General features: G+C 66.1%; 22 protein-coding genes. 17 read left to right on the top strand and 5 right to left on the bottom strand.

Annotation, left to right across the window (positions count from 1 at the left end; translation table 11 throughout):
- The first annotated feature begins 52 nt into the window (after window positions 1-52).
- Both QPK27_RS14375 and QPK27_RS14370 read left to right on the top strand, forming a co-directional pair.
- On the top strand, window positions 53-3,211 hold the full coding sequence (locus tag QPK27_RS14375; RefSeq protein WP_290418938.1) for an EAL domain-containing protein: 3,159 nt from the start codon (window positions 53-55) through the stop codon (window positions 3,209-3,211).
- 71 nt (window positions 3,212-3,282) lie between these two features.
- Window positions 3,283-4,932 (top strand): hypothetical protein, encoded by a 1,650-nt coding sequence (locus QPK27_RS14370; protein ID WP_290418937.1) that lies wholly within the window; start codon window positions 3,283-3,285, stop codon window positions 4,930-4,932.
- A gap of 31 nt (window positions 4,933-4,963) precedes the next feature.
- On the opposite strand, the gene QPK27_RS14365 is transcribed toward QPK27_RS14370, so the two are convergent.
- Window positions 4,964-5,389, bottom strand: coding sequence for a co-chaperone YbbN (locus QPK27_RS14365; RefSeq protein WP_290418936.1), 426 nt, complete (start codon window positions 5,387-5,389; stop codon window positions 4,964-4,966).
- A 117-nt stretch (window positions 5,390-5,506) separates the two neighbouring features.
- On the opposite strand from QPK27_RS14365, the gene tsaB reads away from it, so the two are divergent.
- The 5 genes from tsaB (at window position 5,507) to QPK27_RS14340 (ending at window position 9,326) form a co-directional block, all read left to right on the top strand.
- Complete coding sequence (tsaB, locus tag QPK27_RS14360) at window positions 5,507-6,241, top strand: tRNA (adenosine(37)-N6)-threonylcarbamoyltransferase complex dimerization subunit type 1 TsaB (protein WP_290418935.1); 735 nt, start codon at window positions 5,507-5,509, stop codon at window positions 6,239-6,241.
- On the top strand, window positions 6,238-6,705 hold the full coding sequence (gene rimI / locus QPK27_RS14355) for a ribosomal protein S18-alanine N-acetyltransferase (RefSeq protein ID WP_290418934.1): 468 nt from the start codon (window positions 6,238-6,240) through the stop codon (window positions 6,703-6,705). The genes tsaB and rimI overlap by 4 nt, the downstream gene beginning before the upstream one ends.
- On the top strand, window positions 6,702-7,598 hold the full coding sequence (locus QPK27_RS14350; RefSeq protein WP_290418933.1) for a uracil-DNA glycosylase family protein: 897 nt from the start codon (window positions 6,702-6,704) through the stop codon (window positions 7,596-7,598). The genes rimI and QPK27_RS14350 overlap by 4 nt, the downstream gene beginning before the upstream one ends.
- A complete protein-coding gene (locus tag QPK27_RS14345; RefSeq protein ID WP_290418932.1) occupies window positions 7,585-8,535 on the top strand; it encodes a DUF1853 family protein in 951 nt (316 codons plus the stop codon). Before QPK27_RS14350 ends, QPK27_RS14345 begins: the two co-directional genes overlap by 14 nt.
- A gap of 137 nt (window positions 8,536-8,672) precedes the next feature.
- Window positions 8,673-9,326, top strand: a complete 654-nt coding sequence (locus tag QPK27_RS14340) for a LysE family translocator (protein WP_290418931.1) — start codon at window positions 8,673-8,675, stop codon at window positions 9,324-9,326.
- A gap of 28 nt (window positions 9,327-9,354) precedes the next feature.
- On the opposite strand, the gene lplT is transcribed toward QPK27_RS14340, so the two are convergent.
- Complete coding sequence (gene lplT, locus QPK27_RS14335) at window positions 9,355-10,614, bottom strand: lysophospholipid transporter LplT (RefSeq protein WP_290418930.1); 1,260 nt, start codon at window positions 10,612-10,614, stop codon at window positions 9,355-9,357.
- Between the two features lie 207 nt (window positions 10,615-10,821).
- On the opposite strand from lplT, the gene alr reads away from it, so the two are divergent.
- Complete coding sequence (gene alr, locus QPK27_RS14330) at window positions 10,822-11,928, top strand: alanine racemase (protein WP_290418929.1); 1,107 nt, start codon at window positions 10,822-10,824, stop codon at window positions 11,926-11,928.
- A gap of 50 nt (window positions 11,929-11,978) precedes the next feature.
- Window positions 11,979-13,355: a DNA repair protein RadA gene (gene radA, locus QPK27_RS14325; RefSeq protein ID WP_290418928.1), complete on the top strand. Its 1,377-nt coding sequence runs from the start codon at window positions 11,979-11,981 to the stop codon at window positions 13,353-13,355.
- Between the two features lie 24 nt (window positions 13,356-13,379).
- Here radA and QPK27_RS14320 read toward each other — a convergent pair whose 3' ends face one another.
- Window positions 13,380-13,928 carry a DUF2867 domain-containing protein gene (locus QPK27_RS14320; protein WP_290418927.1) on the bottom strand — a complete coding sequence of 183 codons (549 nt, stop codon included), beginning with the start codon at window positions 13,926-13,928 and terminating at the stop codon, window positions 13,380-13,382.
- Between the two features lie 172 nt (window positions 13,929-14,100).
- On the opposite strand from QPK27_RS14320, the gene QPK27_RS14315 reads away from it, so the two are divergent.
- Window positions 14,101-14,421, top strand: coding sequence for a PilZ domain-containing protein (locus tag QPK27_RS14315; protein ID WP_290418926.1), 321 nt, complete (start codon window positions 14,101-14,103; stop codon window positions 14,419-14,421).
- Window positions 14,422-14,495: 74 nt separating this feature from the next.
- On the opposite strand, the gene QPK27_RS14310 is transcribed toward QPK27_RS14315, so the two are convergent.
- Window positions 14,496-14,747: a hypothetical protein gene (locus tag QPK27_RS14310; RefSeq protein ID WP_290418925.1), complete on the bottom strand. Its 252-nt coding sequence runs from the start codon at window positions 14,745-14,747 to the stop codon at window positions 14,496-14,498.
- A 124-nt stretch (window positions 14,748-14,871) separates the two neighbouring features.
- Here QPK27_RS14310 and pstS point away from each other — a divergent pair, with 124 nt between their 5' ends.
- The 7 genes from pstS to phoR all read left to right on the top strand — a co-directional run bounded on the left by pstS (window position 14,872) and on the right by phoR (window position 21,470).
- Window positions 14,872-15,909, top strand: a complete 1,038-nt coding sequence (pstS, locus tag QPK27_RS14305; RefSeq protein ID WP_290418924.1) for a phosphate ABC transporter substrate-binding protein PstS — start codon at window positions 14,872-14,874, stop codon at window positions 15,907-15,909.
- Between the two features lie 83 nt (window positions 15,910-15,992).
- Complete coding sequence (pstC, locus tag QPK27_RS14300; RefSeq protein WP_290418923.1) at window positions 15,993-17,024, top strand: phosphate ABC transporter permease subunit PstC; 1,032 nt, start codon at window positions 15,993-15,995, stop codon at window positions 17,022-17,024.
- The gene (gene pstA, locus QPK27_RS14295; RefSeq protein ID WP_290418922.1) at window positions 17,021-17,875 is read left to right on the top strand and encodes a phosphate ABC transporter permease PstA; all 855 of its coding nucleotides are present in this window, start codon (window positions 17,021-17,023) and stop codon (window positions 17,873-17,875) included. The genes pstC and pstA overlap by 4 nt, the downstream gene beginning before the upstream one ends.
- Before the next feature lie 17 nt (window positions 17,876-17,892).
- Window positions 17,893-18,699, top strand: coding sequence for a phosphate ABC transporter ATP-binding protein PstB (pstB, locus tag QPK27_RS14290; protein WP_290418921.1), 807 nt, complete (start codon window positions 17,893-17,895; stop codon window positions 18,697-18,699).
- A gap of 60 nt (window positions 18,700-18,759) precedes the next feature.
- Window positions 18,760-19,467, top strand: a complete 708-nt coding sequence (phoU, locus tag QPK27_RS14285; protein ID WP_290418920.1) for a phosphate signaling complex protein PhoU — start codon at window positions 18,760-18,762, stop codon at window positions 19,465-19,467.
- Window positions 19,468-19,471: 4 nt separating this feature from the next.
- Window positions 19,472-20,158 carry a response regulator gene (locus tag QPK27_RS14280; protein ID WP_290418919.1) on the top strand — a complete coding sequence of 229 codons (687 nt, stop codon included), beginning with the start codon at window positions 19,472-19,474 and terminating at the stop codon, window positions 20,156-20,158.
- A 19-nt stretch (window positions 20,159-20,177) separates the two neighbouring features.
- A complete protein-coding gene (gene phoR / locus QPK27_RS14275) occupies window positions 20,178-21,470 on the top strand; it encodes a phosphate regulon sensor histidine kinase PhoR (protein ID WP_290418918.1) in 1,293 nt (430 codons plus the stop codon).
- Window positions 21,471-21,490: 20 nt separating this feature from the next.
- Here phoR and QPK27_RS14270 read toward each other — a convergent pair whose 3' ends face one another.
- Window positions 21,491-22,330, bottom strand: a complete 840-nt coding sequence (locus QPK27_RS14270) for a bifunctional 2-polyprenyl-6-hydroxyphenol methylase/3-demethylubiquinol 3-O-methyltransferase UbiG (RefSeq protein ID WP_290418917.1) — start codon at window positions 22,328-22,330, stop codon at window positions 21,491-21,493.
- Window positions 22,331-22,503: the final 173 nt, after the last annotated feature.

The following is a 22,503-nucleotide window of genomic DNA, read 5'->3' as shown; positions in this document are numbered from 1 at the left end:
GAGCAATCATATCGTTCCGAATTGCATTGACTGACCCCGACCATCCGATTTCATGCCGATCGCCCGCTTCGCCGCCCGCACCATGCCCTCCCGCCTGCGCAAACTGTATGGACGCTCGATCTACGGCGCCTTGCTGCTGGTGGCGTTCGGTGCGCTGGCGCTGCCGGCACTGGTCGGCAGCTACCTGCTGGTCGGGGTCCAGGAGCGCGCCGCGGCAGCCGATGTGCTCGATGAAACGCTGCGGCGCAATGCCGACATCCTGGCGCTGGGGTTGCAGGACGCCTTGTGGAACATGAACATGGACGCCGCCCGTCCGCTGCTCGATTCGATGCTGCGCGACCCCTCGGTGGTGCAGGTCGAGGTGCGCGATCCGGCCGGCGCGCGTGCGCTCGACCTGCACTCGAAGACCCGCCCGCTGGGACGCATCGTGCGCGCCGAGCGTGAGCTGGTCGTGCGCGGCGAGCGGATCGGCAGCGTGGTGCTGGCGATGGACGACTACCGCAGCCAGCAGGACCTGCACGCCAAGCAGCGCCGCTACGCGCTGGTGCTGGTGCTGCAGGCGGCGGTGTCGCTGCTCTTGATCGCGCTGCTGGTCCGGCGCCGGCTGCTGGCGCCGCTGCGCAGCCTGATGCGCTTTTCCGACCGCCTGGCGCACGGCGACTTCGACACCCCGCTGGCGGTGTCGGCGCACGACGAACTGGGACGCCTGGGCGAGCAGATGGAGCGCATGCGCCTCGCCATTCGCGACCTGTTCGCCGACGTCGCGCGGCGCGAGGAGCGCTTCCGCACCATCGTGACCCAGGTGCCGGGCGCGGTGTTCCGGGTGCGCGCCGGGGCCGAGGTCGAATTCGTCAGCGACGCCATCGAAGACATCACCGGCTACCCGCCGGCCCACTTCATGCGCGCCACCACCGAGGACTGGGCCGACATCGTCCATCCCGAAGACCGGCGCCACTACCGCAAGCTGGCCAAGGATGCGGTGCTGGGCGGACGCGCCTACGAGATCGAATACCGCATCGTCGACGCCCATGGCATCGAGCGCTGGGTGCTGGAGCATGGCCAGCCGCAGGGCGTGCAGGGCGAAGACCGGTTGAGAGTGGACGGCATCCTGGTCGACATCAGCGAGCGCAAACACAACGAGATGCGCATCGAGGCGCTCTTGACCGAGCAGGGCGCGATCCTGGACAACGTGATGTTCGGGGTGCTGTTCGTGCGCCAGCGCCGCATCGTCTCCGCCAACCGCCGCGCCGAGGAACTGTTCGGCTACGCGGAAGGAGCCCTCGACGGCGCCTCGACCGAGGTGCTGTATCCGGACCGCGCCGCCTACGAGCACCTGGCCGCCGTGCTGTATCCGCGCATGACGGCAGGCGGCGCCACCAGCGCCGACCTGGAGGCCGAATGCCAGGCGCGGCGGCGCGACGGCAGCGTGTTCTGGTGCGCGGTGAGCGGCTGCGCGCTCGATCCGGCGCGGCCCGACGACGGCAGCATCTGGGTGTTCGCCGACGTCAGCGAACGCAAGCAGGCCGAGGCAAGGCTGCGCCTGTCGGCCACCGTGCTCGAACACATCGCCGACGGCGTGATGGTGCTCGATGCCGAGGGGCGCATCATCGCCGTCAATCCCGCCTTTACCGCGATCACCGGCTACGCCGAGAGCGAAGCCCTGGGCTTGCAGTCGACCCTGACGCGCGGCACGCGCAACGACGAAGGCTTCTACGCCGCGCTGTGGCGCGAGCTGGATGCGACCGGCTTCTGGCAGGGCGAGATCTGGGACACCAGGAAGGACGGCGAAGCCTACCTCGAATGGCTGACCGTGTCGGCGGTGCGCGCCGAGGGCGATGCGAGCAGCACCGCGGTCAGCCACTACGTCTGCGTGTTCAGCGACATCACCCGCGCCAAGGAATCGCAGGCGCAGCTCGACCACCTGGCGCACCACGATTCGCTCACCGGCCTGCCCAACCGCCTGCTGTACCAGGACCGCCTGCAGCACGCGCTGGTGCGCGCCGCGCGGGGCGGCGAGCAGCTGGCGGTGCTGTTCATCGACCTCGATCGCTTCAAGAACGTCAACGACACGCTCGGCCACCACGTCGGCGACGAGCTGTTGAAACAGGCTGCGGCCCAGCTTGCGCTGTGCCTGCGCGAAGGCGACACGCTGGCGCGCCTGGGCGGCGACGAATTCATCGTGCTGCTGGAAGACGTGGACGGCGCCGCCGGCGCGGCGCGTGTCGCCGACAAGCTGATAGCCATGTTCGAGCAGCCGTTCACCGTGTCTGGCTACGAACTGTTCGTCACCGGCAGCGTCGGCATCGCGCTGTTCCCGCAGGACGGGCAAGACCTGCACCTGTTGATCCGCAACGCCGACGTCGCCATGTACGGCGCCAAGGCGCGCGGCCGCAACGGCTACCAGTTCTACGCGCCGTCGATGAGCGGCGAAGGCGTCGAGCGCCTGCGCCTGGAAGCGATGCTGCGCCGCTCGATCGAGAAGCACGAGATCTTCCTGGTCTACCAGCCGCAGGTCGAGATCGACAGCGGACGCCTGGTCGGCGTCGAGGCGCTGGTGCGCTGGCGTCATCCGGAGCTGGGGCTGGTGACGCCCGACCGCTTCATCCCGCTGGCCGAGGACACCGGCTTCATCGGCCAGCTGGGACAATGGGTGCTGGCCGAAGCCTGCCGCCAGATGGTGGCGTGGGAAGACGCGGGCCTGGCGGTGCCGAAGATGGCGGTCAACCTGTCGGTGCGCCAGTTCGAGCGCGGCGGGATGGCGGCAACGGTTGCCTCCACGCTCAGTGCGGCCGGGCTGGCGCCGCAGCGGTTGCAACTGGAAGTGACGGAGTCGGTGATCATGAACACCGGCGACGCGCTGCAATACATCAACGACCTGCACGCGATCGGCGTGGGTCTCGCGATCGACGATTTCGGCACCGGCTACTCCTCGCTGGCCTATCTGAAGAAAATGCCGGTGCAGACGCTCAAGATCGACCGCAGCTTCATCAAGGACATCCCGCAGGACCCGGACGACGAAGCGATCGCGATCGCCATCATCCAGCTGGGCAAGAGCATGAACCTGTCGGTGATCGCCGAGGGCGTCGAGCGCGAAGACCAGGCGGCCTTCCTGCTGCGCCACGGCTGCAACCGGGCGCAGGGTTATTTGTATGGCAAGCCGCTGGCGGCGGACGAGGTGTTGGCATGCTGGGCGGTGGATGTCAATGCATGAGTTTGAGAAATATCGCTAAGTCAAATACTTGAACCGCGACACTATGGCGTCCTTCACTGCCAAAGGCTGCCATGAACTCGAACCGTGTTTTTCTCGCATTAACTGCCGGACTGCTCACCGTTGCCGACAACCGCCTCGCCGCGGCATTGGACAAGGCAGCCCAGTTCTGTCGACTCGATGCCGGCGAAGGTGATGCCGCACCCAATGCAGTAGTACGCAATGGGTTTGAACCAAACGTATCGCTGCTGCAGTGGATCGAAGCGCGGCGTGCCGAACACGTCGTCAGCGTGGTCGTGGTCACTTGTCCGGAATGCGATCACGCCGAGGATGATGACGAGGAGGGCAGCGAAGCGGAGGGTGACACCGACGACGAGGAAGACGAGGAAGACGAGGACGATGAGAACGATGAGGACGACGACGGGCGTCCGCCGCACATGATGGCCGGATTCGCCGGTGGACTGCCGATGCTGTTGAGTCTGAAAACTGACCGCGGACACTTCCTGCATGCGCAGGGTACTGCCACGGGCCCCAGGTTGTTATTGACCGCGCCCTTGTTCGTTCGTCTGCTGGCCCGGCAAACATGCCCGGACTTCTATTGGCCGATCGTCCTGTCAGAGATCAATCAATTCCACAGGTGCAACGGCATGGATGAGATCGCGCCGGCCAGCCTGCAAAGTCATTTCTCGTCGCAGGCGGGCGAGCACGACTGGGAAGTCATGGGCGACCAGATTTTTCGCGAGATCCAGGTCGAGGCACTGACCTTCGACGAACCATTTTCCATTCCATCCGAGTTCGCAGAACTTGTCAAAGCGGTCACACCGTTCTTCGAACACCTCGAACCGATGATATGGCTTGAAATCATTGACGAGGACGTCAGCGGTGCGCAACTGTTACGCTTGATCGAAGCCCAGGGATTCAGCGCCCGCATCTGGCAAATCACCGGGGATCAAGACAGGCTGCGTGAATCCCTGGACGAGGAAGAATACGACCTCGATGAATTTCCCAATATTGCCGCGTGCAATTGGCCGGATTATCTTGCCGGATTATCGGCAGACGAAGCGTGGCCGATATGTCATGAGCTGGTCGAATTGGTTCGGATTGAATGCCAGCGCTCGGGGACGCAGCCCGTTATTCCGCACGATCTCAAGCATGTGTTCGGCCCTGATGATGAAGAGCGGCGCCGCCTGCATTATCGGGGGCGTCTCCAGCACGATCTCGGTTGGAGAATGTGCAAAGTGGACCGGCCAAGGATGTCCTACGTGCTCGACCGGATTGAAGGCGCTGTTCCCATAGATGCGACGCCTCCACTCGGCCGGTCCAGGCAGGATTTCATTGCAGCACTGTGCGCGACCAGGGACTTCGCCCGCCGCGTCGAATCGCCGTTTGTCGACACGTTCGAGTTCGCATTGCATCTGGCCGCGCACGCCGAAGGCGATGACGTGCCTGATCTGGCTGCGCTTCGACGTAACGATTCCGGCCGGCCGTTGGCCACATGGCAGTCGGTCGATCGCTTCATCGACAAGTTCGGCGCGTTCGGATGGGGAGCAAGCCGCGTGCTCGGACTGGCCGCGATATCGGCCGCCGACGTATTTGGCGGCATGGGATCGTGGAACGACCAGGGATTCGATGGCGATGACGAGGCCGAGTTCCACGCGGTGTCCGAACAGCTGTTCGGCGCCATGAATCGATATTACGATGCGCTGGTCTCGTTCGAAACCTGAGGGCGGACGTGGTATTGCAAGCTGCTCGACCTTACGCCGCGCCGCCCAGCAGCACGCGCAGATTGCACTCGCGCTGCCACTCGCGCCGCTCGTCGGTCGACCCGGCCAGGCGCGCCAGTTCTTCGAGCGACTGTTCGGCCTGGGCCTGCACCAGGCGGTCGGCCACGCCGCCGTCCGGCACCATGGTGCCGAAGAAGGCGACCGTGCCGCCGCGTTGCAGCAGCAGGGTCGGGAAGTTCTCGACGTCGAGGTCGCCGACCAGGTCGGCCTGGTCTTCGATGTCGATCCAGACGAACTGCTTGTCCGGGTGGCGCGCGGCGATCTCTTCGAAGGTGGCGCGGTAGGTCGAGCAGGTGCCGCACCAGGCGGCGCACAGGCAGGCGACGGTCCAGCCGTCGCCGTCGAGGGTGGCGGCGATCCGGTCGCGGGTGGTGGAGTCGAGCGTCAGGCTATGCATGAGCGGCATTTTACAGCGAGTCGGACGCAAGCTGCGCGGCGGTCGCGAACGTGAACCCGCCGCGCCCGTTGTCGATCGGCCGTGGATGCGGTCGGGCCGAGCAGGTAAAATACCGGAATGCCTATTATCCTTGCCATTGAAACCTCGGCCGAGCTGGCGTCGTGCGCGCTGCTGACCGGCGAGCACGCAGCTCGGAAAGTCCTCACTCGCGCATCGTCCGGCGTGCGCACCCATTCGCAATCGGTCCTGCCCATGGTGCAGGAATTGCTGGGCGAAGCCGGCGTCACCCTGGCCCAGGTCGACGCGATCGCCTTCGGCGCCGGGCCCGGCTCGTTCACCGGCGTGCGTACCGCCTGCGGCGTGGCCCAGGGGCTGGCTTACGGCGCCAACCTGCCGGTGCTGCCGCTGGTGACGCTGGAAGCGATGGCCGAAGCGTGCCGCGCCAGCACCGGCGCCAGCGAGGTGCTGGCGGTGCTGGATGCGCGCATGGGCGAAGTCTACTGGGCTCAGTATAGATATGAAGACGCAGACGGTTGGCGCGAAGTGCTGGCGCCGGCCCTGAGCGCGCCGCAGGACGTGGCGCCGCTGCCGGCCGATGGCCTGCGCGCCTGCGGTAACGGCCTGAGCGAATACGCCGACGCCTTTGCCGGCAAGGCCTTTGCGCAGGACGCCATGCTTGATATCGTGCCGCACGCGCGCGAACTGGCGCTGCTGGCCGTGGCCGCGCTGGCGGCCGGGCAGGGCGTGCCGGCGGCCCAGGCCCAGCCGCTCTACCTGCGCAACAAGGTCGCCTATACCAGCGCCGAGCGCCAGGCGATCAATGCCGCCAAGGCCGGCCAAGGCGCATCATGAGCGAGGCACTGGAACACGGCCTGGTGGCGGCGCCGATGACGCACGCCGACGTCGACGAGGTGTGGGCGCTCGAATGCAGCGTGTTTCCGTATCCGTGGAGCCGCAAGAACTTCGCCGACTCGGTCGACAGCGGCTACGACTGCTGGACCGTGCGCGACGCCGCCGGCGGCCTGGCCGGCTACTACCTGCTGATGTACGCGGTCGACGAAGCGCATCTGCTCGACGTCGCCGTGGCCGCGCCGCTGCAGCGCCAGGGCCTGGGCCGGCGCCTGCTGGGGCGCATCGGCGCGCGCGCAAAACAGCAAGGCATGGCCTCGATCCTGCTCGAAGTGCGGCCCTCGAACGAGCGCGCGCTGGCGGTCTATCGCCGCTATGGTTATGTCGAGATCGGCCGCCGCAAGGGTTATTACCCGGCCGGGCCAGGCGGGCGCGAAGACGCCATCGTGATGAGGCTCGAACTATGAAGAACGTGAGCCAGCGCGACGCGCTGTTCCTGGCCGAGATGGGCATCGGGCCGCTGTGGCAGTTGCGCAGCGCGCCGCCGGCGGAGGCGGCGCCGGAATCGGAGCAGGACGTCGCAATTCTGGTGGCGCCGCAGGACGCCGCGCCGCGGCCTGTCGAGCAAGATCAGGACCAGCAGCCGGCGCCGGCCGCCAACCCCGCGCCGCCGGTGCGCCAGCATACCCCGCTGTCGGCGCCGCCGTACCGCAATCCCGCGCCCGAACCGGTGGAAGCGGCCTGGGACGACGACACGCCGGTCGAAGAAGCCGCGCCCGACGTCGCGGCCATGGACTGGCCGGCGCTGCGCGCCGCCATCGCCGACTGCAAGCACTGCAGCGCCTGCGGCGCAGGCCGCAAACCGGTGCAGGGCAGCGGTGCGCGCCAGGCGCGCTGGCTGGTCGCCGCCGGCACCGCCAGCGCGGTCGACGAAAGCGCCGGCCAGCCGCTCAGCGGCGACCCCGGCACGCTGCTCGACAACATGCTGCACGCGGTCGGCCTGTCGCGCGAACGCGATGTCTACGTCACGCCGCTGGTCAAGTGCCGTCCCACCAACGCCAAGGGCGGCGAGCGCGCTCCGACCGCCGAGGAAGTGGCGGCCTGCCGCCCGTTCCTGGAGCGCGAGCTGGCCCTGAGCGGCGCGCGCACCGTGCTGACGCTGGGCCAGGTCGCGGCCAACGGCCTGCTCGGCCGCGCGCTGCAGGAGCCGCTGGCCGGCTTGCGCGGCCAGGTCCATCAGTTCGGCGGCAAGCCGCTGGTGGCCACGCTGCATCCGGGCGAGCTGCTGCGGCGCGGCTTCGACAAGGCGCTGGCCTGGGCCGACCTGTGCCGGGCGCGTTCGCTCGATGGCGGCGACTGAGACTTACCAGGAGCAGTTCCACCGCCGCTGGGGCCATCTGCGGCGCGCGCAGGTGCGCGCGCTGGCCTGGCTGCTCGACGCGCCCGACCTGCTCGACGTCCATGCGCCCGAGTGGGCGGGCCGCGTCGCCACGCTGGGAGGCGTAGCGCCGGACGTCGCCGACTGGCTGGCGTGCCTGGACGCCGATCCCACCGAACTCGATGCCGCCCTTGGCGCCCGCACCCATACCCGGCTTGGCCTGTACGCCGAAAAGCTGATGGCGTTCTACTTCGCCCGGCAGGGCCGGCTGGTGGCGCACGGCCTGCAGATACGCGCCGCGCGCAACGACACGGTCGGCGAATTCGACTTCCTGCTCGACGCCGGGCCGGATGCGGTGGAGCACATCGAGTTTGCCACCAAGTTCTACCTGCTCGACGGCGGCGCCGGCCAGCAGTTCGACGCGCTGGTCGGCCCCAACCTGGCCGATAGCCTGGGCGTCAAGATGCGCAAGGTGTTCGAGCGCCAGCTGGCCCTTGGCCAGCATCCGGCCGCGCAGCCGCTGCTGCCGCGTCCCGTGACGCGCGCCCGGGCGCTGGTGAAAGGCTGGCTGTTCTACCCATCCGGCAGCTGGCCGGCGATGCAGGGCATCGCGGCGGGCCACTGCCGCGGCTTCTGGTGCGCGCTCGACGAATTCGACGCGCAGGCCGGCGAGGAATTCCTGGTCCTGCCCAAGCTGCAATGGCTGGCGCCGCTGCGCGCCTGTTCGGCCGCCCCGATGCTTGACCGCGCCCAGCTGATGCAGGAACTGGAAGAACAGTTCGCGACCTCGGGCACGCCGGTGCTGGTGGCAATCGTGCGCCGCCAGGGCGAGGTGATCGAAGAGGTCGAACGCGGCTTCGTCGTGCCGAACGACTGGCGCCAGCGCGCGGCCGACGTGCGGATGGTGAAGTCGGTATAAGCACATTCGCGCGCCGGGCCCGTCGTGCAGTGAGAATTGATGCGCTTTCGCGGCGTCGCCGTCTGCTAGCCTTGTGCATCGTGCGCCGCCCGTCGCCGGCATCCGCTCCGGCGGGGCGCGCCGCGAAAGGAAAGCACATGGCATTCGTATCGCTCGTCAGCGCGAACATGGTCGTGGCCTGTTCGGCGTATGCATTCGGCGCGGCCAGCCCCGGCCCCAGCAACCTGGCCATCATGGCGACCGCGATGCAGGGTGGGCGGCGGCGCGCGCTGGTATTCGCGCTGGGCGTGGTCAGCGGCTCGGCGATATGGGGCGCGTTGACCGCGTTCGGCGTGGCGGCGGCGCTGGTGAAGGCGCCGTCGATCCTGGTCGCGATGAAGACGGCCGGCGGCGTTTATCTCTTGTGGCTGTCTTTCAAGGCGCTGCGCAGGGCGCTGGCAGGCGACGTGCCGGGCGCCGCCGCAGCCGGATCGGACGCGCACGCCGGATCGGCGCTGGCGCTGTACTGCCGGGGCGCGGCGCTGCACCTGACCAATCCGAAAGCGATCCTGGTCTGGCTGTCGATCATCGCGCTGGCGCTCGACGGTGACGCCGGGGTCAGCGCCGGCTTGCCGGTGGTGGCAGCTTGCCTGGCAATCGGCGCCATCATTTTCCTGGGCTATGCCGTCGTGTTTTCGACCGCCGTCGCGCGCAGGCTGTACGTGCGCGCGCGGCGCTGGTTCGATGCGGTGGTGGGCCTGGCGTTCGGCGCCGCCGGCGTGGGCATGCTGGCCGGCCTGACGCTTGCGTGAGCGGCGCGGCCGTCCCGGGCCCGGTGAATCAGTGCTTGCCTTCGCCGATCAATCCCAGCGAATCGTGCTCGCGCTGGTTGAGCGTATGGCGGCGCTGGATCAGGAGCATGATCCCGGCCACCGACAGTCCGAAGATGACGATGATGAGGTCCAGGTCCAGGTTCAGCGTGATCATGATGGCGTAGGCCGCGAGCATGGTCAGGATCGACAGGTTTTCGTTGAAGTTCTGGACCGCGATCGAGTGGCCGGCGCTCATCAGTACGTGGCCGCGGTGCTGCAGCAGCGCGTTCATCGGCACCACGAAGAAGCCCGACAGGAAGCCGATCAGGGCCAGCAGCGGGTAAGCCAGCGAGACCGAGGTGACGAACACCATGCTGGTCACTACCAGCCCCATGACGATGCCCATCGGGATCACGGTGAGGGATTTCTTCAGCGGGACCATGCGCGCCGCCATCGCCGCGCCCAGCGCGACGCCGATCGCGACCACGCCGATCAGGTTGGTGGCTTTGTCGAGCGGCAGGTGCAGCGAGCGCTCGGCCCATTTCAGCACGATGAATTGCAGGGTGGCGCCGGCGCCCCAGAACAGGGTCGTCACCGCCAGCGAGATCTGGCCCAGCTTGTCGCGCCACAGCGTGGCCGAGCAGTTGGCGAAGTCGGTGATCAGCTTGATCGGATTGCGTTCCTGGTGTTCGTAGCGCGCGCCGGTGTCCGGGATGCGCAGGTTGAACAGCGCGGCCAGCAGATAGATCGCGACCACCACTGCCATCGCCGCTTCGGCGCCGGTGCCGATGCCGAGCAGGTGCGGGAGCTCGAACGACAACAGGAAATTGGCGCCGCGCTCGCTCACAAGGGCGCCGCCGAGGACGGTGCCGAGGATGATCGACATCACGGTCAGGCCTTCGATCCAGCCGTTGGCCGGCACCAGTTTTTCGGGCGGCAGCAGTTCGGTCAGGATGCCGTACTTGGCCGGCGAATACACGGCGGCGCCGAAGCCGACCACGGCGTAGGAGAGCAGGGGATGGACGGTATGGAACATCAGTCCACAGCCGAACACCTTGATGACGTTGGCGATGAACATCACGCGGCCCTTGGGCAGCGCATCGGCGAAGGCGCCGACAAAGGCGGCCAGCAAAACGTAGAACAGCACGAACGACAGTTTCAATAGCGGTGTCAGCGACGCCGGCGCGTCCATCGCCACCAGCAGGCTGATGGCGACGAACAGGAGCGCGTTATCCGCCAGCGACGAGAAGAACTGCGCCGCCATGATGGTATAGAAACCACGGTTCATTCGAGAATTCTAAAATCTGGTCCGGGTTGCTTTATACCATGAATGGCGGGCGCGACGAAGCGGAGAACGAACGTTCGATAGTCGCGAAACCCGCATGCGCCGTGCTTGACGGCGTGCGGCGACCAGTGCGGAACGACCTGGCGCCCGCCAGCGGCGCCGGCCGCGCTCCGGTAAAATACCCCTTTACGCCCAACCCAGAATCCCGCCATGCCGCGCCCGCTTTTTGCCACCATCCACCTCGACTCGATGCAGCACAACCTGTCGCAGGCGCGTACCTGCGCGCCCAGCGCCAGGATCTGGGCGGTCGTCAAGGCCGACGCCTATGGCCACGGCCTGGAGCGCGCCATGCGCGGCTTCGCCACCGCCGACGGCCTGGCCCTGGTCGAGCAGGACGCGGCGCTGCGCCTGCGCGAACTCGGCTGGATCAAGCCGATTCTCTTATTAGAGGGTTTCTTCGAGGCGGCCGACCTGCCGCAACTGGGCGAACACAATATCTCGACCGCCGTGCACTGCATCGAGCAGATCAAGATGCTGGAGTACACGCCATTGTACCGGCCGATCGACGTCTATCTCAAGATGAACACCGGCATGAACCGGCTCGGCTTCCGTCCGCACGAATACGCCGCCGCCTACGAGCGCCTGCGCGCGATCCGCGACGTGCGCAGCATCACCCACATGACCCACTTTGCCAATGCCGACGAGCTGGAACACCCGCGCCTGACCATCGGCGAGCAGGTGCGGTGCTTCCGCGAAGGCGCGGGCGACCTGGCGGGAGAGCGCAGCCTGTCGAATTCGGGCGGCGTGCTGCACCAGGCCGAACTCGCCGAGCAGCTCTCGAACGACTGGGTCCGCCCCGGCATCATGCTGTACGGCGGCACCCCGGGCGGGCGCAGCGCGGCGGAGTTCGGCCTGCGTCCGACCATGACGCTGCGCTCGGAAGTGATCGGGATCCAGGAAATCGCCCAGGGCGAGACGGTCGGCTACGGCAGCCGCTTCGAGGCCCCTGGCCCGATGAAGATCGGGGTGGTGGCCTGCGGCTATGCCGACGGCTATCCGCGCAGCGCGCCGCACGGCACGCCGGTGATCATCGACGGCGTGCGCACCACGCTGGTGGGCCGGGTCTCGATGGACATGATGACGGTCGACCTGACGCCGATCCCGAACGCGCGCGTCGGCAGCAAGGTCACCCTGTGGGGCGACGGACTGCCGATCGACGAGGTGGCGCACGCCGCCGGCACGATCGGCTATGAGCTGATGTGCGCGCTGGCGCCGCGCGTGCGCGTGACCGAAGGCCGGCTTGGAAGCGACGGCTGAGTCCCCATATACAGACGTCATAAAAACCAGGGAACAGCAAGAGCGCGATCATGGCAAAAGCAAAAACCAATTTTACCTGCAGCGAGTGCGGCGCGATCGCCACCCGCTGGACCGGCCAGTGCGCCGATTGCAAGGCCTGGAACACGATGGTCGAGACCGTGGTCGAGGCGCCCGGCGTGAACCGCATGTCGCAGACCCAGCACCGCAGCCTGGCCCAGACCGCGCCGGTGCTGTCCCTTAGCGACATCGAAGCGATCGACGTGCCGCGCTTCGGCACCGGCATCGAGGAATTCGACCGCGTGCTGGGCGGCGGCCTGGTGGCCGGCGGCGTGGTGCTGATCGGCGGCGACCCCGGCATCGGCAAGTCGACCCTGCTGCTGCAGGCGCTCTCCAGCCTGTCGGCGACGCGCAGCACCTTGTACGTCAGCGGCGAGGAATCCGGCGCCCAGATCGCGCTGCGCGCCAAGCGTCTGGCGGTGGACGCCCGCGACCTCAAGCTGCAGGCCGAGATCCAGCTCGAGAAAATCCTCGGCACCATCGCCGACATCAAGCCCGACGTGGTGGTGATCGACTCGATCCAGACCATGTATTCGGACGCGCTCACCGCCGCTCCCGGTTCGGTGTCGCAGGTGCGCGAATGCGCGGCGCAGCTGACGCGCGTGGCCAAGCAGACCGGCGTGACCATCATCCTGGTCGGCCACGTCACCAAGGAGGGCGCGCTGGCCGGTCCGCGCGTGCTGGAGCACATCGTCGACACCGTGCTGTATTTCGAGGGCGATACGCAGTCGAGCTTCCGCCTGGTGCGCGCCATCAAGAACCGCTTCGGCGCGGTGAACGAGCTGGGCGTGTTCGCGATGAGCGAGAAGGGCCTCAAGGGCGTGTCGAATCCGTCGGCGCTGTTCCTGTCGCAGCACGACAGCCAGGTGCCGGGATCGTGCGTGATGGTGACGCAGGAGGGCACGCGCCCGCTGCTGGTCGAGATCCAGGCGCTGGTCGACACCAGCCATCTGCCCAACGCGCGCCGGCTGTCGGTCGGCCTGGAACAGAACCGCCTGGCGATGCTGCTGGCGGTGCTGCACCGTCACGCCGGCATCGCGGCGTTCGACCAGGACGTGTTCATCAACGCGGTCGGCGGCGTGAAAATCGCCGAACCGGCGGCCGACCTGGCGGTGCTGTTGGCGATCAATTCGTCGATGCGCAACAAGCCGCTGCCGCGCGGGCTGGTGGTGTTCGGCGAAGTCGGCCTGGCCGGCGAGATCCGTCCGGCCCCGCGCGGCCAGGAGCGCCTGCGCGAAGCGGCCAAACTCGGCTTCTCGGTGGCGGTGATCCCGAAGGCGAATGCGCCCAAGCAGAAGGTCGAGGGCATGACCATCGTCGCGGTCGAGCGCATCGAGGAAGCGTTCGCCAAGCTGCGCGAGCTGGACTGAACCCGGATTGGACTGAACCGAGCGCTAGGCGGACACGCGCTCTTCTTCAGAGCGCTGCACGGTCCGCACCGTGCGTTCCATATTGGCTTTGACGATCAGGCGGTGGAACGGCGTGATCGCCGCCAGGTAGCAGTGTCCGAAGCGGTTGTGGCAATGCACCACCGTCACTGCGACCAGTTCGCGCCGGCCGCCAGCGTCCTCCTGCAGCGCGATCGCGGCGCGAAAATCGAGGTGGCGGTCGTCGGCGCCCAGCACGATCTCGCTCGCCGTCTGCGCCAGCACCGGAAAAAAGCCGATCGCCCGGCCGTGCGCTGCGGCGGCTATCTTGCAGGTCGACTTGACCCCGGCCGGCGCCACCAGCGCGTCGCGCAGGCGGGTCAGGGCGCGGATCCACCAGGCCTGATGTTCGCAGGCGATGCGCGCCAGGGTATCGACATTGGCGTCGCTACCAGGCGGCAGCTCGATCGCGAAGGCATCGAGCAGGTGGGCGCTGTCGTACAGCGCCGACAATGAAGTCGGCGGTGGGTCGATCTCACGGGCCTTGCCTGCAATCGCACTCCGACTGCCTGTCATCGACGCTCTCCTCAAATCGGATGCCACCGCCACGGTCACGGCGGATCGATAAGGAATGGTAACTCAAGTGCGCGGTAACTCAACAGTGACTGCGGTCACCCTCGCCAGCTTACTGCCGATTGTGACAGAATTGCCTATAATAAACATTCGTTTTTCACAGTCCGGACACATCGTGCAACAAGATCAACGACAATCCGCGCGCAAGGTCGTGCGTACCAAGATCGCGCTGGCCATGGAGGGCCGCGCGCCCGTGATGGGCAAGACCACCGACGTCGGCGCCAACGGCGTCAGCGTCAGCCTGCCGGACCCGCTGCCGGTGGGCCTGGCCGGCCAGGTCGGCTTCGACCTGCTGGTAGACGGCGTCTTCGCGCCGATCCAGGCTCGCGCCAAGGTCATGTACTGCATCTTCAGCGGCGGCGAATTCAAGGTCGGCTTCCAGTTCCTGAACCTGGAGCTGGCCGCGGTGACCGCGCTGGCGCGCTTCACGCGCTGACCGGGCGCCCAATGACAAGCGGCGAGCTCCATGGCTCGCCGCCGGCTATATGCACCCACTGAGCGGGTATATCGCTATTCGTGATAGCGGTCTTGTAGTGACTTGGAACTGCCGCGGACTTCCTGGAAGATTTCGAACGCGACCAGACCAACCAAGCCGCTCAGGATACCCATGACCATCAGATCAAACACCATATAAAACAAACGCTTTTCAGCATCCCCTCCATCTAGTGACGACACCTTCAGGGTAGCAGAATCGGGTGTATTTACAAGCGGTCCCGGCTGCATCAGCGCATCCGCGCGCCATGATGAGTGCTGACGCGGCATGCTGGCCACCGTGTCATGTCCGTGTCATATTTCGCAATATGTCATGAACCTGTCATATTCGCCCGTTAGACTGCGCAGCATCGTCAGCGGGGTATCCCGAGCTTTCACTTCCAGAGGATCTGATATGCGCATGAAGCATCTCTTCGTTTCCGTCGCCCTGGCCGCGGCCAGCATCGCCGCCACTGCACAGGCCGCCAACATCACCGGCGCCGGCGCCACCTTCCCATACCCGATCTACGCCAAGTGGGCCGAGATGTACAAGAAGGCGTCCGGCAATGGCCTGAACTACCAGTCGGTCGGCTCGGGCGCCGGCATCAAGCAGATCAAGGCCAAGACCGTCGACTTCGGCGCCTCCGACATGCCGCTCGCCGCAGCCGAACTCAACACTGCGGGCCTGATCCAGTTCCCGGCCATCATGGGCGGCGTGGTGCCGATCGTGAACCTGCCGGGCATCGCCCCGGGCCAGCTGAAGCTCACCGGCGCCGTGATCGCCGACATCTACCTGGGCAAGATCACCAAGTGGAACGCGCCGCAGATCGCCGCGCTGAACCCGGGCGTCAAGCTGCCGGATACCGACATTACCGTGGTGCGCCGCGCCGACAGCTCGGGCACCTCGTTCCTGTGGACCGACTTCCTGGCCAAGACCAGCCCGGCGTGGAAAACCACGATCGGTGCAGGCACCACCGTCAAGTGGGCGGTTGGCGTGGGCGGCAAGGGCAACGAAGGCGTGGCCGCCAACGTGCAGCGCATCAAGGGCGGCATCGGCTACGTCGAATGGGCCTACGCCAAGAAGAACAAGATGGCGCACACCCAGCTCCAGAACAAGGACGGCGTGTTCCTGCAACCGAGCGACGACGCCTTCATGGCGGCGGCAAGCGGCGCCAACTGGGCCGGAACCCCGGGCTTCGGCGTGGTCCTGACCGACCAGGCCGGCAAGGGCAGCTGGCCGATCACCGGCGCTTCGTACATCCTGGTGCACAAGTCGCAGGCCGACGCCAATAAAGGCAAGGAAGTGCTGAAGTTCTTCGACTGGGCCTACAAGAACGGCGACGCCGCCGCGGCCGAGCTGGACTACGTGCCGATGCCGGACGCCGTCACCAAGCTGGTGCAGGACGCGTGGAAGGCCAATATGAAGGACGCGGCCGGCAAGGCGCTCTGGTAATTCAGTCACACACCAAGGTGGGCCGGCGTGTTCCGGCCCTTCCGCACGCCAGCAATATTGACAAAAACGCTACTTATACCGATATGAGCGCCCACCCATCCGTGACACTGAACAAGCTGCCTGCCAAGGCGGTGGCCGATCCCGATCTGGAAGCGCGCCAGTACGCCGCCCTGCACAAGACCATGCGCAACCAGCGCATGCAGGACTTCTTCTTCCACAAGATCACGCTGCTGTTCGCCATCTCGGTGCTGGCGGCGCTGGTCGGCATCATCATCTCGCTGGCGATCGGCGCCGCCCCGGCCTTCGACAAATTCGGCGCCGCCTTCATCACGCGCGTGGAGTGGGATCCGGTGGGCGACGAATTCGGCGCCATGATCGCGATCTACGGCACCGTGGCTACCTCGTTCATCGCCCTGGCGGTGGCGTTCCCGATCAGCTTCGGCATCGCGCTGTTCCTGACCGAGATCTGCCCGACCTGGCTGCGCCGTCCGCTCGGCACCGCAGTCGAACTGCTGGCCGGCGTGCCGTCGATCATCTACGGCATGTGGGGCCTGTTCGTGTTCGCGCCGCTGTTCGCCGACCATATCCAGCCGTTCCTGAAAGCCACGCTGGGCCAGGTGCCGGTGCTGGGCGCGCTGTTCCAGGGCCCGACCATGGGCATCGGCATCCTGACCGCCGGCCTGATCCTGGCGATCATGATCATCCCCTTCATCGCCTCGGTGATGCGCGACGTGTTCGAGATCGTGCCGACCGTGCTCAAGGAGTCCGCTTACGGCCTCGGCTGCACCAAGTGGGAAGTGGTGCGCAAGGTGGTGCTGCCGTACACCCGCACCGGCGTGGTCGGCGGCGTGATGCTGGGCCTGGGCCGCGCCCTGGGCGAGACCATGGCGGTGACCTTCGTGATCGGCAATGCGCATGCATTGTCGGCCTCGCTGTTCATGCCGGGTAACTCGATCTCGTCGACGCTGGCCAACGAATTCGCCGAAGCGGCGACGCCGGAACACGTGGCTTCGCTGTTCGCCCTGGCCCTGATCCTGTTCGGTATCACCTTCCTGGTGCTGTCGGCCGCGAAACTGATGTTGGCGGGGATGTCCCGCAAGGAAGGTACGAAATGAACGTGAAGAACCCTGTCTACCGCAAGCGCCTGCTGGCGCACCGCGTCGGCATCATCCTGTCGGTGGTGGCGATGGCGATCGGCCTGGGCTTCCTGGCCTGGATCCTGTGGACCCTGCTGGTGAACGGCCTGGGCGCGCTGTCGGGCACCTTCTTCACCGGCGACACCCCGGCCCCGGGCAGCGAAGGCGGCGGCTTGCGCAACGCCATCGTGGGCAGCCTGATGATCGTCGGCCTGTCGACCCTGGTCAGCACCCCGATCGGCATCCTGGCCGGCATCTACCTGGCCGAATACGGCGACACCAACCGCTTCGGCCAGGTGACGCGCTTCGTCACCGACATCATGCTGTCGGCGCCGTCGATCGTGATCGGCCTGTTCGTCTACGCCCTGTACGTGGCCAAGGTGCAGCACTTCGCGGGCTACGCCGGCAGCATCGCGCTGACCCTGATCGCGGTGCCGGTGGTGGTGCGCACCACCGACAACATGCTGCGCCTGGTGCCGAACAGCCTGCTCGAAGCCGCGTTCGCCCTCGGCGCGCCGCGCTGGAAGGTGGCCCTGATGGTGCGCCTGCGCGCCGTGAAAGCCGGCGTGATCACCGGCGTGCTGCTGGCGCTGGCCCGCATCTCGGGCGAGACCGCGCCGCTCTTGTTCACCGCGCTCGACAACCAGTTCTTCAGCACCGACATGAACGCGCCGATGGCGAATCTGCCGTCCGTGATCTACAAGTTCGCGATGAGCCCGTATGACGACTGGCGTTCGCTGGCCTGGGGCGGGGCGCTGCTGGTGACCTTTACCGTGTTGTTCCTGAACATCCTGTCGCGTACCGTCTTTACCCAGAAGACTCCGCGTTAATTTATCCTGACGAAACCATGACCCAAGCTACTATGGCAACCCCGATCCCGGCCTCTGCTGCAGCCGCAAAGACCAAGACTATCGAGATCTCCGGCCTGAATTTCTTCTACGGTAAAACGCAGAGCCTGAAAAACGTCTCGCTCGACATCCACGACAAGCAGGTGACGGCCTTCATCGGCCCGTCGGGCTGCGGCAAGTCGACCCTGCTGCGCACCCTGAACCGGATGTACGATCTGTATCCGGGCCAGCGCGCCGAAGGATCGATCCAGTACCGCGGCCGCAACATCCTGGAGCCGGGCGTCGACGTCAACATGCTGCGCGCCAAGATCGGCATGGTGTTCCAGAAGCCGACCCCGTTCCCGATGTCGATCTACGACAACATCGCCTTCGGCGTGCGCCTGTACGAAAACCTGTCCAAGGGCGAGATGGACGAGCGCGTCGAATGGGCGCTGAAGAAGGCGGCGCTGTGGGAAGAAGCCAAGGATAAATTGGGCAAGAGCGGCCTGTCGCTGTCCGGCGGCCAGCAGCAGCGCCTGTGCATCGCGCGCGGCGTGGCGGTCAAGCCCGACGTGCTGCTGCTCGACGAACCGACCTCGGCGCTGGACCCGATCTCGACCGCCAAGATCGAAGAACTGATCAGCGAACTGAAGCAGGACTACACGATCACCATCGTGACCCACAATATGCAGCAGGCGGCGCGCTGCTCGGATTACACTGCGTACATGTACCTGGGGGAACTGGTCGAATTCGGCGAGACCGACCAGATCTTCATGAAGCCGGCGCGCAAGGAAACCCAGGATTACATCACCGGCCGCTTCGGCTGATCCCGGACCGCGCAGCACCGCAATCAGACCCATTCACAAGAACATCAGACGGAGAGTTGTATGACAGGCGAGCATTCATCCAAGCAGTACGACCATGAACTGGAGGGCATCCGTTCCAAGGTCCTGCTGATGGGCGGCATGGTGGAAACCCAGTTCGAAGACGCGATCGAGTGCTTCCGCATCGGCGACACCGCGCGCGCCGAGCGCGTGATGGCCGAGGACCAGGCGGTCAACCAGCTCGAAGTCTCGCTCGACGACGCCTGCAGCCACCTGATCGTCAAGCGCCAGCCGACCGCCAACGACCTGCGCACCGTGATGGCCACCATCAAGGTCATCACCGACCTCGAGCGCATCGGCGACGAGGCGACCAAGATCGCGCGCACCGCCAAGAGCCTGCACGAGCGCGGCGTGGTCGGCATCGCCCACTTCGACACCGTGCGCACCATCGCGCGCGCCACCGGCGACCTGCTGCACGACGCGCTGGACGCCTTCGCCCGCCTCGACGGCAAGCAGGCCCTGCAGCTGATTGCGGCCGACGAAGTGGTCGACCACGAATTCCGCACCATCCTGCGCAGCACCATCACCTTCATGATGGAAGACCCGCGCACGATCTCGTCGGCGCTCGACACGCTGTGGGTGGCCAAGGCCATCGAGCGCATCGGCGACCATGCCAAGAACATCGCCGAATACGTGATCTACGTGGTCGAAGGGCGCGACATCCGCCATACCAACGTGGCGCTGGACCAGATCCAGGCCCAGGCGGACTGACTCGATGGCAGACAACACTTCGGTCCTCGTGGTCGAGGACGAGCCGGCGATCCTGGAGCTGGTGACGTATTCGCTGCGCGAAGCGGGCTGGGACATCCGCAGCGCCGACACCACGGCGGCGGCCTGGGACAGCATCAGCCGCGGCAAGCCCGACCTGGTGCTGCTCGACTGGATGCTGCCCGACCAGAGCGGCCTGCGCCTGCTGTCGCGCCTGCGCGCCGACCGCGATTTCCAGGACCTGCCGGTGATCATGCTGACCGCCAAGAGCATGGAAGAGGACAAGCTGGCGGGCCTGAACAACGGCGCCGACGACTACATCACCAAGCCGTTCTCGCCGCGCGAACTGCTGGCCCGTTCGCGCGCGCTGCTGCGCCGCAAGAGCCCGCACCTGGCCGAGGCGCCGCTGCGCGCCGGCACGGTGACGCTCGATCCGAACAGCTGCACCGTGACGGTCGAGGGCCAGCAGATCGACATCGGCAACGCCGAATACAAGCTGCTCAAGTACCTGATGGCGCACCGCGAGCGCGTGTTCTCGCGCGCCCAGCTGCTCGACAAGGTGTGGGGCGACCACGCCGTGATCGAGGAGCGTACGGTCGACGTCCACGTGCTGCGGCTGAGGAAAGCGCTGCGCAGCGCCGATGGCCTGATCCGCACCGTGCGCAGCGTCGGCTACATGCTGTCCGAGAAATGACGTTCGTGGTCGGTACGCGATGAATCCCAAGCTGCTGTTCTGGGTGCCGGCGCTGCTGCGTCTCGGCCTGCTGCTCGCCGGCGCCGGCGTGGTGTGGTGGATGGCCGGTCCGGTCGCCGCGCTGGCGCTGGCGCTGCTGGGCGTGATCGTGGCGGTGTTCGTGCAGCTGAACTACCTGTACCGCCTCGGCCAATGGCTGAACGAGCCGCACAGCACGCGCCTGCCGGACGGCTGGGGCGCCTGGACCGATGCCTTTGCCCGTCTTTACCGCCTGCGCCGCGACGACGAGCGCCACCAGCTCGAACTGACCGAATGGCTGGCGCGCTTCCGCCAGGCGATGCAGCTGCTGCCGGAAGGCGTGGCGATCATGGACGACGTGCTGTTCCTGGAGTGGTGCAATCCGGCGGCCGAGAAGCACCTGGGCCTGACGATGGAGCGCGACAAGGGGCTGCGCGTCACGAACCTGGTGCGCCATCCGGACTTCATCGACTACATCATCCTAGGACGCTACGAGCAGCCGCTCACGCTGTCGCTGCGCGGCCGCAAGCTCGAATGCCGCATCATCCCGTTCGAGAACCGGCGCCAGATCCTGGTGACGCACGACGCCACCGACACCGAGCGGATCGAAGCGATGCGGCGCGACTTCATCGCCAACGCCTCGCACGAACTGCGCACGCCGCTGACGGTGATCGTCGGCTTCCTCGAGATCGCGCAGTCCGACCCCGGCATCGACGTCGCCACCCGCATGGCGCACCTGAACCTGATGACGGAGCAGGCGCACCGCATGCAGCGCCTGATCCAGGACATGCTAACCCTGTCGCGGCTGGAGTCGGACGAGTATCCGCTCAAGCGCGAGCGGGTCGACGTGCGCAGCATGATCGAATCGATCGCGGCGGAGGCGCGCGCGCTGTCCAGCGGGCGGCACCAGATCGAGGTCGAGGTCGACGGGCCGGACGTGATGGGCAGCATGGAAGAGCTGCGCAGCGCGTTTGCCAACCTGGCCTCGAACGCGGTGCGCTACTCGCCGAACGGCGGCACGATCCGCCTGAAATGGGCGCGCGCCAACGACGCCCTGAGTTTCGCGGTGACCGATTGCGGCATCGGCATCGACCCCGAGCACATCCCGCGCCTGACCGAGCGTTTCTACCGCGTCGACAAGAGCCGCTCGCGCGAAACGCAGGGCACGGGGCTGGGGCTGGCGATCGTCAAGCACGTGCTGCTGCGCCATGGCGGGCGGCTGACGATTACCTCGATGCCGGGCAAGGGCAGCACGTTTGCGGCATCGCTGCCGAATACCTCGCTGCCGGGGTGATGGCCCGGGGGTTATCGGTGTTACTGCTGCGCCGGCCTGGGGCCGGCATGGCGCTGGAACACGAACTCGTTGCAGCCCAGCCGTCCCCTGGCGGTCTTGAGTCTGGTGAGCGCATAGCCCTTGCGCTTGAAGTGTTCGAAAATCTGCTCGGGGGCGGAGACTTCGAACGGGTAGCCGCCCAGCCAGTCGTAGAGGTCGTACCAGACATTCATTCCGCGCACGTTGCCGCGTTTCCTGATCGCTCTTAGCAGCATCGAAGGCAGGGTCGGATAGATCGCATGAATCGCCACCCACAGTGGGCGCGTGAAGACATATTTGTTGTAGGTCTCCTTGACGAAGGTCCAGTATTTGCTGGCGATGGGCTGGTCGTTGTACAACGCAATGAACAGCTTGCCGTGCGGTGCGACATTCAGCGCGACGTTATCCAGGGCCGCCCACATGTTTCCGGTGTGGTGCAGCACGCCCCAGGAATAGACGATATCGAAGGTGCCCAGGCTGGCGAGATAGTCGGGGTCGAGCACCGAGCCCGATTGCACCAGCCAGTCGCCATCCTGTTCGAAATAGCGCCGTTTTAATTCCCGTGTGCAAGCGACCGATTGCGGATCGTAATCGAAGGACACCACTTTCGCGCCCAGCATGCGAGCGGCAAGCGAAAACAAACCGCTGCCGCTGCCGATGTCGAGGAATGTTTTTCCGTTCAGATGTTCGACTTCGAGCATTTCCCTGAGACTGACCTTCGCCTGCTTGATCCGTTCCTCGTTCAACAGTGTCAAAAATCGTTTCCAGTTCTCGCCGAAAGCGAAGCGTTCTCCCGCAGCCACTTCCTGTTGATGAGTTTTTTCCGCCACTGAAACTGCCATATCCAATCTCCTCTATACCAACGCAATGCGATACCGTTCTTATAGCTGGGTTCGTGGCATCCAATGCTGACGCTAGTCAGCTGCATTTCACTGCAAGTCCAGCGCAATCGAAAATGCAAACGGCAAGGCGGTAACCGTTCTTCCAAACTTATGCAAATCTAACCGGAATTAGC

Source organism: Massilia sp. YIM B02443, from assembly GCF_030411955.1.
Lineage (GTDB): Bacteria > Pseudomonadota > Gammaproteobacteria > Burkholderiales > Burkholderiaceae_D > Telluria.
The sequence above is the reverse complement of the archived record's forward strand: the minus strand, read 5'-3'. Positions and strand labels throughout refer to the sequence as shown.

What these genes read in the sequence shown, in the direction of transcription:
- QPK27_RS14375 (WP_290418938.1), top strand. Translation starts at nt 53, where the DNA reads ATGCCGATCGCCCGCTTCGCCGCCCGCACCATGCCCTCCCGCCTGCGC.
- QPK27_RS14370 (WP_290418937.1), top strand. Translation starts at nt 3,283, where the DNA reads ATGAACTCGAACCGTGTTTTTCTCGCATTAACTGCCGGACTGCTCACC.
- QPK27_RS14365 (WP_290418936.1), bottom strand. Translation starts at nt 5,389, where the DNA reads ATGCATAGCCTGACGCTCGACTCCACCACCCGCGACCGGATCGCCGCC.
- tsaB (WP_290418935.1), top strand. Translation starts at nt 5,507, where the DNA reads ATGCCTATTATCCTTGCCATTGAAACCTCGGCCGAGCTGGCGTCGTGC.
- rimI (WP_290418934.1), top strand. Translation starts at nt 6,238, where the DNA reads ATGAGCGAGGCACTGGAACACGGCCTGGTGGCGGCGCCGATGACGCAC.
- QPK27_RS14350 (WP_290418933.1), top strand. Translation starts at nt 6,702, where the DNA reads ATGAAGAACGTGAGCCAGCGCGACGCGCTGTTCCTGGCCGAGATGGGC.
- QPK27_RS14345 (WP_290418932.1), top strand. Translation starts at nt 7,585, where the DNA reads ATGGCGGCGACTGAGACTTACCAGGAGCAGTTCCACCGCCGCTGGGGC.
- QPK27_RS14340 (WP_290418931.1), top strand. Translation starts at nt 8,673, where the DNA reads ATGGCATTCGTATCGCTCGTCAGCGCGAACATGGTCGTGGCCTGTTCG.
- lplT (WP_290418930.1), bottom strand. Translation starts at nt 10,614, where the DNA reads ATGAACCGTGGTTTCTATACCATCATGGCGGCGCAGTTCTTCTCGTCG.
- alr (WP_290418929.1), top strand. Translation starts at nt 10,822, where the DNA reads ATGCCGCGCCCGCTTTTTGCCACCATCCACCTCGACTCGATGCAGCAC.
- radA (WP_290418928.1), top strand. Translation starts at nt 11,979, where the DNA reads ATGGCAAAAGCAAAAACCAATTTTACCTGCAGCGAGTGCGGCGCGATC.
- QPK27_RS14320 (WP_290418927.1), bottom strand. Translation starts at nt 13,928, where the DNA reads ATGACAGGCAGTCGGAGTGCGATTGCAGGCAAGGCCCGTGAGATCGAC.
- QPK27_RS14310 (WP_290418925.1), bottom strand. Translation starts at nt 14,747, where the DNA reads ATGCCGCGTCAGCACTCATCATGGCGCGCGGATGCGCTGATGCAGCCG.
- pstS (WP_290418924.1), top strand. Translation starts at nt 14,872, where the DNA reads ATGCGCATGAAGCATCTCTTCGTTTCCGTCGCCCTGGCCGCGGCCAGC.
- pstC (WP_290418923.1), top strand. Translation starts at nt 15,993, where the DNA reads ATGAGCGCCCACCCATCCGTGACACTGAACAAGCTGCCTGCCAAGGCG.
- pstA (WP_290418922.1), top strand. Translation starts at nt 17,021, where the DNA reads ATGAACGTGAAGAACCCTGTCTACCGCAAGCGCCTGCTGGCGCACCGC.
- pstB (WP_290418921.1), top strand. Translation starts at nt 17,893, where the DNA reads ATGACCCAAGCTACTATGGCAACCCCGATCCCGGCCTCTGCTGCAGCC.
- phoU (WP_290418920.1), top strand. Translation starts at nt 18,760, where the DNA reads ATGACAGGCGAGCATTCATCCAAGCAGTACGACCATGAACTGGAGGGC.
- QPK27_RS14280 (WP_290418919.1), top strand. Translation starts at nt 19,472, where the DNA reads ATGGCAGACAACACTTCGGTCCTCGTGGTCGAGGACGAGCCGGCGATC.
- phoR (WP_290418918.1), top strand. Translation starts at nt 20,178, where the DNA reads ATGAATCCCAAGCTGCTGTTCTGGGTGCCGGCGCTGCTGCGTCTCGGC.
- QPK27_RS14270 (WP_290418917.1), bottom strand. Translation starts at nt 22,330, where the DNA reads ATGGCAGTTTCAGTGGCGGAAAAAACTCATCAACAGGAAGTGGCTGCG.